Source organism: Halopiger djelfimassiliensis (assembly GCF_000455365.1).
Lineage (GTDB): Archaea > Halobacteriota > Halobacteria > Halobacteriales > Natrialbaceae > Halopiger_B > Halopiger_B djelfimassiliensis.
The window spans coordinates 579,543-592,752 of sequence record NZ_HG315686.1 but is presented as its reverse complement, the minus strand read 5'-3'; the positions used below and the strand labels follow the sequence as shown (position 1 = coordinate 592,752).

At 68.0% G+C, this 13,210-nt stretch carries 15 protein-coding genes; 6 read left to right on the top strand and 9 right to left on the bottom strand.

Going from position 1 to position 13,210, the window contains the following annotated elements:
- The first annotated feature begins 364 nt into the window (after positions 1-364).
- Entirely contained in the window at positions 365-820 is a 456-nt protein-coding gene (locus tag TX80_RS13895; RefSeq protein ID WP_049923722.1) for a hypothetical protein, read from the top strand.
- On the opposite strand, the gene TX80_RS13890 is transcribed toward TX80_RS13895, so the two are convergent.
- The 3 genes from TX80_RS13890 to TX80_RS19065 form a co-directional block, all read right to left on the bottom strand.
- The gene (locus TX80_RS13890; protein WP_049923721.1) at positions 805-1,482 is read right to left on the bottom strand and encodes an O-methyltransferase; all 678 of its coding nucleotides are present in this window, start codon (positions 1,480-1,482) and stop codon (positions 805-807) included. The two genes, TX80_RS13895 and TX80_RS13890, sit on opposite strands and share 16 nt — an antisense overlap.
- Before the next feature lie 69 nt (positions 1,483-1,551).
- Complete coding sequence (locus tag TX80_RS19070) at positions 1,552-1,698, bottom strand: hypothetical protein (protein ID WP_154658656.1); 147 nt, start codon at positions 1,696-1,698, stop codon at positions 1,552-1,554.
- A 63-nt stretch (positions 1,699-1,761) separates the two neighbouring features.
- Positions 1,762-1,908 (bottom strand): hypothetical protein, encoded by a 147-nt coding sequence (locus TX80_RS19065; protein WP_154658655.1) that lies wholly within the window; start codon positions 1,906-1,908, stop codon positions 1,762-1,764.
- An 86-nt stretch (positions 1,909-1,994) separates the two neighbouring features.
- Between TX80_RS19065 and TX80_RS13885 the strand changes: the two genes are divergently transcribed.
- On the top strand, positions 1,995-2,456 hold the full coding sequence (locus TX80_RS13885; protein WP_195893084.1) for a dCTP deaminase: 462 nt from the start codon (positions 1,995-1,997) through the stop codon (positions 2,454-2,456).
- 21 nt (positions 2,457-2,477) lie between these two features.
- On the opposite strand, the gene TX80_RS13880 is transcribed toward TX80_RS13885, so the two are convergent.
- Positions 2,478-4,073, bottom strand: coding sequence for a long-chain-fatty-acid--CoA ligase (locus tag TX80_RS13880; RefSeq protein WP_049923719.1), 1,596 nt, complete (start codon positions 4,071-4,073; stop codon positions 2,478-2,480).
- An 89-nt stretch (positions 4,074-4,162) separates the two neighbouring features.
- Positions 4,163-4,990 (bottom strand): DUF6159 family protein, encoded by an 828-nt coding sequence (locus TX80_RS13875; RefSeq protein ID WP_049923717.1) that lies wholly within the window; start codon positions 4,988-4,990, stop codon positions 4,163-4,165.
- A 124-nt stretch (positions 4,991-5,114) separates the two neighbouring features.
- On the opposite strand from TX80_RS13875, the gene TX80_RS13870 reads away from it, so the two are divergent.
- On the top strand, positions 5,115-5,735 hold the full coding sequence (locus tag TX80_RS13870) for a universal stress protein (RefSeq protein WP_049923716.1): 621 nt from the start codon (positions 5,115-5,117) through the stop codon (positions 5,733-5,735).
- Positions 5,736-5,742: 7 nt separating this feature from the next.
- On the opposite strand, the gene TX80_RS13865 is transcribed toward TX80_RS13870, so the two are convergent.
- Both TX80_RS13865 and TX80_RS13860 read right to left on the bottom strand, forming a co-directional pair.
- Complete coding sequence (locus TX80_RS13865) at positions 5,743-6,513, bottom strand: universal stress protein (RefSeq protein WP_049923715.1); 771 nt, start codon at positions 6,511-6,513, stop codon at positions 5,743-5,745.
- Positions 6,506-7,909, bottom strand: coding sequence for an APC family permease (locus tag TX80_RS13860; RefSeq protein ID WP_049923714.1), 1,404 nt, complete (start codon positions 7,907-7,909; stop codon positions 6,506-6,508). Before TX80_RS13860 ends, TX80_RS13865 begins: the two co-directional genes overlap by 8 nt.
- Positions 7,910-7,990: 81 nt before the next feature.
- On the opposite strand from TX80_RS13860, the gene TX80_RS13855 reads away from it, so the two are divergent.
- Positions 7,991-8,581, top strand: a complete 591-nt coding sequence (locus tag TX80_RS13855; RefSeq protein WP_049923713.1) for a hypothetical protein — start codon at positions 7,991-7,993, stop codon at positions 8,579-8,581.
- 6 nt (positions 8,582-8,587) lie between these two features.
- Positions 8,588-9,802: a hypothetical protein gene (locus TX80_RS13850; protein ID WP_049923712.1), complete on the top strand. Its 1,215-nt coding sequence runs from the start codon at positions 8,588-8,590 to the stop codon at positions 9,800-9,802.
- A gap of 24 nt (positions 9,803-9,826) precedes the next feature.
- Here the strand turns inward: TX80_RS13850 and TX80_RS13845 are convergent, their stop codons facing one another.
- Positions 9,827-11,095: a cation:proton antiporter gene (locus tag TX80_RS13845; RefSeq protein ID WP_049923711.1), complete on the bottom strand. Its 1,269-nt coding sequence runs from the start codon at positions 11,093-11,095 to the stop codon at positions 9,827-9,829.
- Positions 11,096-11,191: 96 nt separating this feature from the next.
- Here TX80_RS13845 and TX80_RS13840 point away from each other — a divergent pair, with 96 nt between their 5' ends.
- Positions 11,192-11,791, top strand: a complete 600-nt coding sequence (locus tag TX80_RS13840; protein ID WP_049923710.1) for a hypothetical protein — start codon at positions 11,192-11,194, stop codon at positions 11,789-11,791.
- 1 nt (position 11,792) lies between these two features.
- On the opposite strand, the gene TX80_RS13835 is transcribed toward TX80_RS13840, so the two are convergent.
- Positions 11,793-13,175, bottom strand: coding sequence for a hypothetical protein (locus TX80_RS13835; RefSeq protein WP_049924090.1), 1,383 nt, complete (start codon positions 13,173-13,175; stop codon positions 11,793-11,795).
- Positions 13,176-13,210 lie beyond the last annotated feature (35 nt).

The window sequence follows — 13,210 nt, the reverse complement described above, 5'->3', positions numbered from 1 at the left end:
ATTCCGCTTGCAGTCATTGTCCCGCCTCCGCCGTGAGTCCGTTCAGTGACTCGCTTTCAGAATGAAACCGACGACCTCGCCGGCGGCGTTTCTGACCATGCATCATATTCCGACCTTATGATTCTATCCTATGAGTTTGACTATATTATCTATCGAATCCTCCCCGCAATTACGCGGACCACGGCTGCGTTCGCTGTTTTTCGGCTCGAGCATCGCATCGAAGTTTGTCGTCGCGCTTTCGATTCCCGTTCGAGAACCCGCGGAATCGACGCTTGAGGGGCCGCTGGCGCTCCTCGAGCCTGCCTCGAGCCCGGGGGTGAGCCAACAACTATATATCCGGTCGGCTATACGTGCCAGCAAAACGGTGCACGTCGTGATTCCGACACTCACTCGCACGGAGCGACTCCCGCTCGTCGTATCGTTCGCTCTTTTCGCCGTCGCTGGCGTCACCACCGGGTCCGATGCGCTCGCGCCCACGCTCGGGGCGACGGTCCTCGCCATCGCGGGCGTCTACGGCGTCGCCCGGTACGCGACCCGCGTCTCCCGCCGGACACTGGCGCACCTGTCGCTCGCGCTCTGGATCGGATTCCTCGCGGTCGCCGGCCTGCACGCGGTCGGCCTCGAGACCGTCGGGGCCGCCGTTCCCGGTGCCGCCGACACGTACGTCCGTTCGCTGACGGCGATCACGTGGGCGACGCTGTTGACCGCCTGTTCGGCGACGGCGTTTCTCGGCTTCCGCGAGTACGGGGCGTCGACCGGAGCCGATGCGCCCGAAGAACAGGTCCTCGAAGGCGAAACGTCCGATTACTCGACGCGGTAGCTGACCGCGATCCCCTGTCCGAGCGGCACCAGGATCGTCTCGAACGCCGGGTCCGCGGTGACGCGCTCGAGGTAGTCGACGATCCCGCGGGTGTGGTCGTCGAGCGCGTCCCGATCCGTGTTCTCTCCGTCTTCGACTGCCGCCAGCAGGTCGTCGAACTCGATGACCGACGCCGTGACGGCGTTGTCCGCGACGACGACGCCGCCGACCGGCACGGCCGACCGGACGGCCTCGAAGGCCTCCGCGTACCGGTGTTTCTGGTGGTCGATCAACACCACGTCGAACGGCCCGTCGTAGCGGTCGATCGTCTCGAGGGCGTCGCCGAGTTCGTACCGCGCGCGGTCGTCGTAGCCGCCCGCGGCCATGTACTCGCGGGCCTGCTCGAGTTCGTCCGCGTCGACTTCGGTGAGGACGATTTCACCGTCGTCGGGGAGCGCGTCCGCGAACCAGTAGGCCGAGTAGCCGTAGCCGGAGCCGAACTCGAAGACGCGTTCGGCGTCGCTGACCCGCGCGACGAACCGGAGGAACGCGCCGACTTCGGGACCGACGTGGGGGAAGCCGTGCGTTTCGGCGTACGCGTCCATCTCGGTCAGGGTTTCGTCGGGCTCCGGTCCGACCGCGCGAACGAAACGAGCGATGTCGTCGTCGAGAACGTCGACCATACCCGCCCCTACGACGGCGACCACATAATATTCCGGGACGCCATCGCCGAGAAAAGGGTCGGCAAAGCGCTAGTCCGACCGGGCGGTTGCCGTCGGTCCGACGAGCGGCACGTCGCCGCGGGCCGCGTACAGCACCACCAGTCCGGGGATCATCGGACCGAACACGAGCGCCCCGCCCTCGCCGCCGGTGCCGATCACGCCCGCGACGGCACCCACGATCGCCCCGGCAGGCAACAGGACGCCGGCGGCGACGTCCAGCCCCGTCCGTTCCCCGAACAGTCACTCGAGGCCGAGACAGGCCCCCGCAAACAGGATCGCGAACAGGGCTGCGGTCCGCGCGTACGGCACGCCGAGGAGGTGCGCACCGACCAGCGCGACGATCGCCGGGAAGGAACGTGCCGTCAGCCGCTCGATGCGTGCTTTCATGCCCTCGTCTATTCACCGCTATTACATACCCCTCGCTATCGGCGAGAGTACCTTTTTTGCCGCTCGGCACCGTCAGTTCGACCGACATGTCCGCCGAACGCTCACAGTCGCTCGCCGACTGCGTCGACAACCTGGTGTACGAACCGACACAGGTCCACGAGCACGGAATCGATCTGACGGTGAGTGCCATCCACGAGGTCGCCGCCCCCGGCCGCCTCGACTTCGGCGGCGACGAACTCGAGGACGCCGACCTCGAGCCGGTTCCGACCGAACTCCGGCATCCGGACGACGAGTACGGCTGGTGGGACCTCGAGGGCGGCCAGTACGTGCTCCAGCACAACGAGTTTCTGACCGACCTCGAGACGCCCCTTCAGCTCCAGCCGCGAAACGAACTCCTCGCCCGCGGCGGCTCCCATCCCTCGATGCTGGTGCGATCGCACCTGCCGCTGGTGCCGCTGTCGGTCGCCGACGGCGGCCTCCGGATCAAGGAAAACGCCCGCGTGTCGACGCTGGTGCCGACCGAGGGCGGATCGATCGGCCGCGAGTAACGCCGTCTCGAGCGGCAGGCCTTACTCGGCTTCGGGTTCCGGCTCCGCGTCCGTCTCGCGTTCGCGGAGTTTGAACTTCTGGACCTTGCCGGTGGTCGTCCGCGGGAGTTCCTCGACGAACTCCACCTCGCGGGGGTGTTTGTACTCCGCGAGGTTCTCGAGGCAGTACTCGCGGATCTCGTCGGCCGTCACGTCGGCGTCCGGCGTGGGAACGATGAACGCCTTGACGGTTTCGCCGCGGCGCTCGTCGGGAATGCCCGTGACGGCGGCGTCGGCCACGGCGGGGTGTTCGAAGAGGAGTTCCTCGACCTCCCGCGGGTAGACGTTGTAGCCGCCGGTGACGATCATGTGCTTTTCGCGGTCGACGACGTAGAAGAAGCCGTCCTCGTCGTGGTAGCCGAGATCGCCGGTGTGGAACCACCGGGTGCCGTCTTCGTCGGTGAACGCCGTTTCGTTCGCGTCGGGCAGGCCGTAGTAGCCCTCCATCACGTTCGGCCCGGCGACGACGATTTCGCCGGTGATCTCGTCGAGGTCAGCTTCGGATTCGTCGAGCGGGCCTTCCTCGACCGGCGGGACGGGTTCGAACTCCTCGGTGACGACCTTCGAGTCGACACCGGGGACGGTCTTGCCGATGCTGCCGACGCGTCGGCCGCTGACCGGGCTGTTGAAGTGGGTGACCGGGCTCGTCTCCGTCAGCCCGTACCCTTCGTAGAGCTTCGGCTCGTAGAGCTCCTCGAACCGGCGCAGTACTTCGACCGGGATACCGGCTCCGCCGACGCCGCAGAGCCGCAGCGACGAGAGGTCGAACGTCTCGGCGTCGGGCTGGTTGATGATGTCGTTGTACATCGCCGGGACGCCGTGCATCAGGGTCAGCTCCTCGTTCTCGATGAGCGAGACGGCCTCCTGTGCGTCCCACTCCGGCATCGGGAAGTAGGCTCCACCGTTGAACAGCGTCGCGTTCATCACGACGGTCATCCCGTAGATGTGAAACAGCGGCAAAACGCCGAGCTGTTTGTCGCCCGGGCCGATGCCGTCGGGAATGAGCTCCGAGGCCGCGTTCGCGTTCGACGAGAGGTTCCGGTGGGTAAGCTGGACCCCCTTCGGCTGGCCGGTCGTCCCCGACGTGTACGGCAGGACCGCGAGGTCGTCGTCGTCCCGGTCGACGATATCGAGCGTGTCCGACTCGAGGAACGCCTCGAACGGGGTCGCGTCGCCGGCGTCGGAAGCGGACCCGACGCTGACGACGTGCTCGACGCCGGTCTCGTCCCGTACCTCCTCGACGAACGGAACGAGATCGGCAAGCGTGACGACCACAGAGGCGTCGCTGTCCGCGAGCAGGTGCTCGATCTCGCGGGCCTTGTACTGTGGGTTCATCGGGACGACGACGCCGCCCGCGCGAAGCGTTCCGTGGAAGGCGATCACGAACGGCGGGACGTTCGGGAGGTAGATCGCTACCCGGTCGCCCTCGCCGACCCCTCGTTCGTCGAGCGCCGCGGCGAACGCCCCGGTCTGAGCCCACAGTTCCTCGTAACTCGTCTCGGCACCCCGAAACCCGATCGCGGTCCGATCCCCGTGTGCTTCGACGGCGCTCGCGACGTTAGTGACAAGGTTTGTCATACTATGTGCGCTACGTTGCCGTGTATCGTAAAAAAGGTTCACGTCGGTCGATCTCGGTAGCCCCGGTGAGGGTGCCGAAGACGAACCGTTCAGCTCTCGGCGAAGACGCCGTCCGGATCGAGTTCCGCGACGGGGCCGACGTGTTCCCCCTCAGTGGCGTAGTGATAGAGGGCCGTGCGGGCGACCATGCCGAGCACGTGGCTGGTGACGAGCGTCCCGACGAGGACGAGTCCGCCGAGCGCGCCGAGGGCGTAGGCGACGATCCCGCCAGCGGAGACGTACGCGACGGCGAGGAGGCCAAGTCCGACAAGGCCGGCCGGCAGCAAGGCGAGTCCGATTCCAAGCGACGCCGTGACGCTTTCGCCCCACGTCCGTTTGAACGCGGTTCCGCTCGAGCGAAGATCCGACCGCAGCGTCGGGTTGCGTTCGATGACGATCACCGGGATGACGAAGAACGTCAGGAGTCCCCACGCCATATCGAGCACCGACCGGGTGAGCGTTCCGACGCCGGGAACGGCGTCTTCGGCGATGTAGAGGACGGTCCCGACGGTCGCGGAGACGAGCCCCCACTTGGCGATCGAACGACGAGCGGCCCACGCCGCGGCCAGCCCGCCGCGGACGGACGGCTCCGCCCCCTCGAAATACTGTCGGGCACAGTGGACCACGGCGGCGTTGAAGAAGATCCCGAGCCCCGACGAGATCCCGAAGGCGACGAAGACGACGCCGTACTGGACGACGTTGTTCGTGATTATCGCACCGACGAGTTCGTAGTGAAGGAGTGCGACGCCAATGGCGGTATAGGCGCTTCCGACCGTCAGAAGGCTAAGCAGGGGCAACACGGCCAGACGGGGCCGCGCCCGAAACACGTCGAGGCTGGCATCGATGACTTGGACGCCCTGTTGTAACCGTTCGAACATGTGTACCACTATCCGATATGGCTACATATTCTTGTTGTTTCATTGACGTTCGGATGCCGCGGGACGTTCCCGACGGGTGCCGGACTCGAGGCTATTTACGTTCGTGTCGCTAACTTTCGGAGCGATGTACCAGGATGTCCTCATTCCGACGGACGGGAGCGACGGGACCCGGCGCTCGATCTCCCACGGACTGACGATCGCGGAGCGGTTCGACGCGACGGTGCACGCGCTGTCGATCGTGCCGGAAGGGCCGCTTGGCACGCTCGAGAGCGAGGAGGCGAGGCCGGCAGCCTCCCGGGCGGTCGAACACGTCGAAACGATAGCGACGCGCGAAGGCGTCGACACCGTCACGGCGGTCGAGGACGGGGTTCCACACGAGGAGATCCTCGGGTACGCCGACGAGCACGGGATCGACATGATCGTCATGGGGACGCAGGGCCGGACCGGACTCGACCGCGTTCTGGTCGGCAGCGTCACCGAGCGAGTCGTTCGCATGGCCGACGTGCCGGTCGTGACGGTCCGACTGACCGACGAACTCCGGATCGAGGATCCCGACGAAGCCGAACGGATCGCCCGACAGCAGGCCAGCGAGGACGGGTACGACGACATTGTCGTCCGGGAGGATCCCCACCGGACCAGCGCCTCCTGGATCGTCGTCCTCGAGACCGAGTCGAGCGCGGGACCGATCCACGTCCACGTCGACGCCGTGACGGGCGAGGCCCGGATCGCGAACGCAAACGCGTAGGCCCGCCTCAGCGCGATTCCGTGCCGGTGTCGTCGGTTCCCCCATCACGCTCGAGGAACTGCCGGCGCACCACGAGCACGGGGCAGACGGCCCGCTTCGCGACGACCTCCGCGGTGCCGCCGAAGATCATCGACCGGATCGACGGTCGGTTCTCGCCGAGGACGACGAGATCGTAGTCGTCGGCGTAGTCGAGAATCGCCTCGCGCGGCGAGTCATCGACGAGCACGAGGCGGTCGATGCGGTCGGCCGGGACGCCACCGTCGTCGGGTGCGGTAAGCGTCCGCGCCGCCCGATCGAGGACGGTCCGGCCGAGTCGCTTGCCGCCCTCGGTCGACGCGACGTGAAACAGCGTTACCGCGGCGTCGGTGCCGGCGACGACGCGGCCGACCAGCCGCGCGATGTGATCGACGTTGACGTCGCTGCGAACCGGAACGAAGACGTCCTCGAGGACGGGCGCGGGGTTGAGCACGAGCACCGAGTCACACCCGCGTTCGATCGCGACCCGCTCGAAGCTCTTCAGCGGATCGTGAGTGAACACGAGCCGCGACGTGACGTCCCCGCCCGCGGCCTCGAACGCCGCGACCAGATCGTCGAGTTCGTCGCGGGCTTTCTCCTCGAACTGCAGTCTGGCCTGGGCTGGTGCGGTCTGTTCCGGAATCTCGTGATACCCCAGTAGCACGACGGGAACCGACGCGAACGTCTCGACGAGCGAATCGGGGACCGATTCCCCGCGAAGGATCTCGACGGGGACGAGCACGCGGTGGCGGAATTCACTCATCTGAAACGCCTTCCGTTAACTGTACGTCTCGAGCGTAATAGCTGTACCAGACGGCCGCCCCGATCATGACGAGCACGCCGATCACCTGCGAGAGCGGCTGCATGAACGCGATGAGGCCGAAACTCGTAACTGCACCGACGACCGGCACGGCGGGGTAGCCCGGGACCGTAAAGCTGGGCTGATACCACGCTGGATCGCGCCGCCGGAGGACGAGCAACGCGATACAGATGAGCCCGTACATGAGCAGGTGGAGAAACGAGGCGACTTCGGCGAGCAGTTCCGTCCGACCGATGGCGACCAGGAAGACGACGGGACCGCCGACAAGCGCCAGCGCGACGTGTGGCGTGCCGTAGGTCAGGTTGACGCGGCTCGCCCCCGACGGGACGAGCGCGTCGCGACTCAGCGCAAAGAGCGCCCGGGAGGCCGAGAGGATCGACGCGTTCGCGCTCGAGACGGTCGCGAGCAGGCCGGCGAGCAAGATCGCGATCGCGCCGGGCAACCCGAAGAACTCGCGGGCGACTTCGACGATGGCGGTTTCGCCGGCGTTCGCGAGGACGTCGCTCCCGAGGGCGCTCGTCGCGACGAAGACGGTGAGGACGTAGAAGACGCCGACGAGGACGACCGAGCCGACCATCGCGAGCGGAAGGTTCCGCTCCGGCTGGGTGATCTCGCCGGCGACGGTCGCGACCTGGGCGAAGCCGAGATACGAGGTGAAAACGAGCGCCGCGGTCGTAAAGATCGGGACCGTCCCCGCCGGGGCGAACGTCTCCGGGGTCCGTTCGCTTCCGAAGAGACCGACCGCGTCGAGACCCCCGTAGGCGAGAAAACACGCGAGGATGACCAGCAACACCGAGACGATCGCGTTCTGAAGGGCCGTGGTGTTTTCCGTGCCGGCGACGCTCATCGCGGTGAGGCCGATCCCACCGAGAGCGCCCAGCACGCCGACGAGGGCGATCCCGCCGCCGATCCCGACGCCCGCCTCTAGCAGGACGGCGACGGCGTACTCGCCGAAACCGACGAGGTAAAACGCCGACGCAAAGACCAGCCCGAGCCAGAGGCTGATGCCCACGATCGCGCCGAACGGCGCGCCCATCCCCCGGGAGATGAAGTAGTAGCCGCCGCCGCTTCGAGGCATCGCGGTCGCCAGCTCCGAGGTCGGCAACGCGACCAGCAGCGCGATCACCGCGCCGATCGCGAACGACACCGCGGCGGCCGGACCGGCCTCTCCGGCGGCCAGCCCGGGGAAGACGAAGATGCCCGCGCCGATCATCGTCCCCACGCCGATCGACAGCCCGCCGGGGAGGCCGATCGTCCGCTCGAGTTCGGTCCCGCTCTCGTGTTTCGTCGCCTCTTCGGTAGCTGTCCCTTCGGTCGCGGGTGGCGCGGGCTCATCCATACCTGCGTCCGTACCAGCGCCCGGAACTGAAAGGTTGGGGACCGTTCGCACGGGCAGACGCGATCGGTCGCCGAGGGGGACATGTTCGGGACGACCTACTGGACGATCCGGGACGTAGTCCGACCCGAGATGAACCCATTCTCGAGAGCCACCACGGGCGACGATGCGGGGTTCGACGACTGGGACGCGTTCGTCCCCGAGAACCTGCCCGATCCCGGCCCGTTCCTCGCGGGCCACGATCTGCTCGACGGGGCGGCACACGTCGATTTCCACCGCCTCACGCGCGAGCTGTTCGAGCAGCGGGGCGTCTACGACGCGACGTTCGGGTACAACCTCGCGAAGCTCTCCCTCGACCGGCGACACCCCGACGCGGGCTTTCGGTACGCGATCGACGCCGACGACCCGACCGTTCTGCGCGCCGAGTTTACGCCGACGACGGAGTTCTGTCCGCAGGCCGACGCCCTCGTCAAGGGCTCGTTTCGCGCCTGGAACGGCCTGAGCGACCGCCACGAGTACGACATCGTTCGCGTTCGCGTCCACCCGTCACACCACCAGGCGGACCCGCTCAACGAGACGCTCGAGCGCCTCGAACGGGAACTCCGCGAAACGGGGCGGGTACCGGGCGACGACCGGGAACGGGCGGACGACGCCGGCGTCGAATCGCCGTTCTGAGCCTCGATGGCGACGGCAGGGACGGACGCGAGGGGACGAACGGCGACGAAGACGACCGCGCGCTGGTCGCGGGCGTTCGTCGCGACCGGCGTCGGGTTCTTCCTCGCCTGGCACCTCGCGGTCGCCGCCGGAATCGCCCGCCCGGCGACCGTTGCGCTGGGCCTGTACGGGTTCGTGTTTCACGTCGTCTTCGGGAAGGCGTATCAGTTGCTGCCGTCCTACTTCGGTCGCCAACTGGCCGTCCCGTCCGCACCGGCGGTTCACCTCCCGCTTGCCGTGATCGGAGTCGTCGGCTCGGTTACGGACTCCATCGGGGTCGGTCCCGACGTGCTCGGGACCGTCGGCGCGGCCTGCTGGCTGCTCGGCTGTCTCGTCTTCGTCGGCAGCATCGGCTGGACCGTCAGGGACGATCCGACGGGCGCTGAAACCGGAACCGGTGCCGTCGACGCACACCGGAAACGGGTCGATCGCATCGCCAACGCCGCGGTACCGTTCGTTCTCGGCTACCTGCTCGTGGGGTCGGCGCTGCCGCTGCTCGCTGCCCTCGAGTTAGGCCCCCCGAACGGGCCGGGGGCGACCCACGTGTTTGCGGCGGGGACGGCCGCGTTGCTCGTGTTCGCGGTCGGGTTCCGGCTGATACCGCGACTGCTCGTCGTTTCGGTCCGCCCGTCGCTGGTCGCGGTCGTGGTGGTCGCCGGCGTCGTCGCCCCCGCTGTGCTCGCGGCGGACTTTCGGGGCGGATCGGCGTTTCGGGCCGGCGCTGTGTTACTCAGCCTCGCGCTCGTCGGGTTCGCGGTCGCGACGGGCGACGGCTACCGCCGGAGCGAGCGCCGCCGCGCCGGCGGCCGGGCGATCCCCGCTGCCGGCCTGTGTGCAATCGCCGTCGGACTGCTCGGTCTCGCGTTCGCGTTCGCCGGTGCTCGCGTTCCGTCGGCCGCCGTCGAGGCACACTACCGACTCGCCGTCGGCGGCTTCCTCGGACTGACGATCGTCGGCGTCTCCTATCACTTCTACCCGCCCGGCGTCGTCACACATCCCGGCGTCGGCGATCGCACCGCGACCGCCTCGGTCGCCTCGCTTGTCGTCGGTCTCGCACTCGAGACGGCGGGGCTGCTCGGAGCCGTTCCGGTAGCGGCGGCGGTCGGACGCGGGCTGTCGGTGCTCGGGGCGGCCCTGTACGCGCTCGTCCTCGGGGCGGTCTTTCTCGAGCGCCCGGTCTGAGCCGCCGGTTCGAGCGACTCCCCATCAGTCGGGCGTGACGTACGAGACGGCCGGCGTGGCCGTCACGCCGTGGACGAGGATCGAAACGAGCACGACGGCCCCGACGATCGCCCAGACGAGTTCGGCCCCGGCGAAGGCCGCCTCGTTGAGGCCGTATGCGAGGTAGTAAAACGAGCCGATCCCGCGGACGCCGAAGAAGGCGATCACGCCCCGCTCGATCCACGGGCGATCGAACCCGAGCAACGAGACGAGGCCGGCCGCGGGGCGGACGAGAAAGACGATCGCGACCGCGGCGACGGCCGCCTCGAGCGTCAGTGGCTCGAGCAGGCCGTTGGCGACCGCGCCGCCGAAAAAGACCATGATCACGCCGAGGAGGACCTGTTCCGAGAGTTCGGTGATCTCGTGGAGCGTCCGGTTGTACTCGTGGGTCCGTTCGTACTCGCGGATCGCCGTCGCCGCGACGAAGACGCTGATGAACCCGTAGGCCCCGAGCAGTTCCGTGATGCCGTAGACGATCAGGGTCCCGGCGATCGCCTCGGTGCCCTTGACCGACTGGCCGACCCGCGTCTCCGGCATGGTCGAGAAGATGATCTTCGCCATGATCCAGCCGAGCACAACGCCGAGCAGTGCGGCGACGACGATCCGGTACGCGACGTCGATCAGCAGCCACTCCCCCAGCCAGCTACCGGGTCCGACCCCGACGAGCGCGACCGCGATCGCGAGGTTCGTAAACGGGAACGCGAACCCGTCGTTCAACCCCGCCTCAGAGGAGAGGGCGAACCGCACTTCGTGTTCGACGTCGGCCTCGTCGATCGTCTCCGCTTCGGCCCGCTCGCCGTCGAGTCCCTCTCCGGGATCCTGCACCTGAACTTCGGCGGCGAGTACGGGATCGGTCGGTGCGATGACCGCCCCGAGCAGGATCGCCGAGGGGACGACCAGCCCCCCGAACCACCAGCCAAGCAACGCCGCGCCGGCGATCGACAGCGGCATCGCGACGAGTAACAGTCGCCACGTCGCCGACCAGGTCAACACGCCGGGCGGGCGGTCGATCTTGAGACCAAGGGCCATCAGGGCGATGATGACCCCGAGTTCGGCGAGGCGTTCGGTGAGGTGGCTCTGTTCGAGCGGGTCCGGCGCGGGAAGCCACGGGAGCGAGAAGACGGCGATCCCGAACGCGACGAAAAACAGGGGCATCGAGATCGGCCGCCTAGCGACCACCCGCGGCAGGACGGCGATTCCAAGCAGCGTGATCCCGACGACGACGAGGAGCACGTCGTACAACTCGAGCGCCATACCCGGCGTACACGAACCGCCGGGAAAAGTCTTCGACAGCCGCCAGACCGTTCCGCAACCCGGCCGCTTTTCCGCCGTGACGGCACAGCATCGGCCATGGACCGGTCCGCGAGCGTCCGCGAAACGAGCCGTCGAACGGTGCTTCTGCGGGGCGGTGCCGCGATCGGTACGGCCCTCGCTCTCGCGGGCTGTACCGAGGACGTCGGCGAAGAGCTCCCGCCGAACGAACACTGGCCGATCGCCGAACTCGTCCCCGATCTCCCCGTCCGCCAGCGGTCGGACGTCATCGAGGCGCGGATCGACGACCTGTCGAGCGCCGAGATCCGCAACGTCGACGAGTTCGTGGTGGCGCTCGAAGCGCGTGATCTCGAGTTCGAGTCGGTCTCCGAGGTCGCCGACCAACTCCACCTCGAGTACGTCGACCCCGATCTACAGGATCGGGGAACGCTGGCGGTCGCCGGCACCGTCGCCGGTGCCTACGCTGCGTTGATCAACGCCGGGTTCGAGGCGCGAGCGCTCGAACTCGTCTTCTTCGAGGCCGACGGATCGACGATCGGGCTCGTCGAGGTCGCGACCGAGTGGGCGACCGAGTTCCTCGAAGGGCGACTCTCGACCGGCGAGTACGGCGAACTCGTCGCCGGATCGATCGAGTCGAGACGGGAGCCGCCGGAGCCGGACGTCGCACCCGACGAGTAAGCTACCGGCCGTCGGCGTCGGGGTCGGCGCGGTCCTCGAGCGTGTCGCTGACGTGGCCCTGCTCCGGGCCGTCGGTCAGGGCGACCACGCCCGCGAGGCCGTCCGGCCCGTGGCGGTGAATCGTCAGGAGCATGTTCAGGACGAACAGACAGAACCCGACCGCGGCGACGACGAGGCTACCGAGTTCGACGGCCGCGGGGAGATCGAACAGCGACGCGAGACTCCGGCCCGCGACGCCGACGACGGTGAGCCAGAAATCCGCCCGCTCGAGGCGGTCGTCATAGAGGTCGTCGATCATCGGCACCCGTTCGAAGCCGAGCCGGTCGCTGTAGCGCTCGAGCCAGATGATAAAGGGGACGATGTGATACAGCGAGCCGACGACGACGAACCCGAAGACGCCGAACAGCAACACCTCCGTCGCGTCGGGATGGCCCAACAGCGTGCCGTAGCTGACCGGCTCGAGCCACCACGCCGGAACGGTGAGAAAGATCCACGCGTAAAGCGACGCGACGACGACCCAGTACCGCGCGCTCATCGGCGATCGATCGGCCGTCGATCCCGCGAGGAGGCGGGCGACGACCGCGGTAAACGCGCCGAGGCCGGCGAGCAACGCGATGCCGCCGATTCGGGCGAGCAGGACGCTTCCCGCGCCGCGTCCGGCCGCGAGGGCAATCAGCCCGGCCGGGACCAGCAGTTCCTCGAGTCCCAGCAGGCGGTGGTCGAACGAATCGAGGGTGCCCTGCGTGAACATCGTCGCGAGCTGACGGAGCGCACCGACGACCGTCACGAGCAATGCGCCGAACAGTGCAAGCGTCGCGTGGGCGAGCACGACGTCAGCCCGGCCGACCGGCAGGGCGTCGAACGCCGGCCGCGTGAAATCGACGGCAAGGAGGAACCCGAGCGGCGCGAGGGCGGCGAAACAGGCGAGCGCGAGCGCGAAGTGTCGTTCGGTGAAATCCAGCGGTCGCGCCCGCAGCAGCGTCCGGCCGACGTTGTAGACGAACACCCAGATCCCACAGAGCAACAGCGCTGCTGCAAGCGGGAGCCACGCCAGCACGCCGGCGAGCAAGAGCCCGGCGAAGCCGACCAGCCCGGCGGCGACGAGCCACAGCTGGAGGCGGGCGAGTCGCCGCGAGTACAGCGTCACGCCGGACCAGACCGGGACGAACTGCGTCATCGCCCCCATGATCGTGATCGCGATCCAGCCGACCAACAGCGTGTGGAGCCGAGCGAGTCCGGCCAGCCCCGGCAGCGTCGTGACGGCGAGCACCGCCTCGCCGACGACGGCGGCGACGAGAAACCCGAGCGCGAGGACGAAGTGACCGAGCGGAATCGCCATCGGGGGCTGCTGGTCGGTCCGTAGCGCTCCCGGTATCCGGTTCATAGCCGATCGTTCGGTCCGCACGTCCGTCCCGTTGT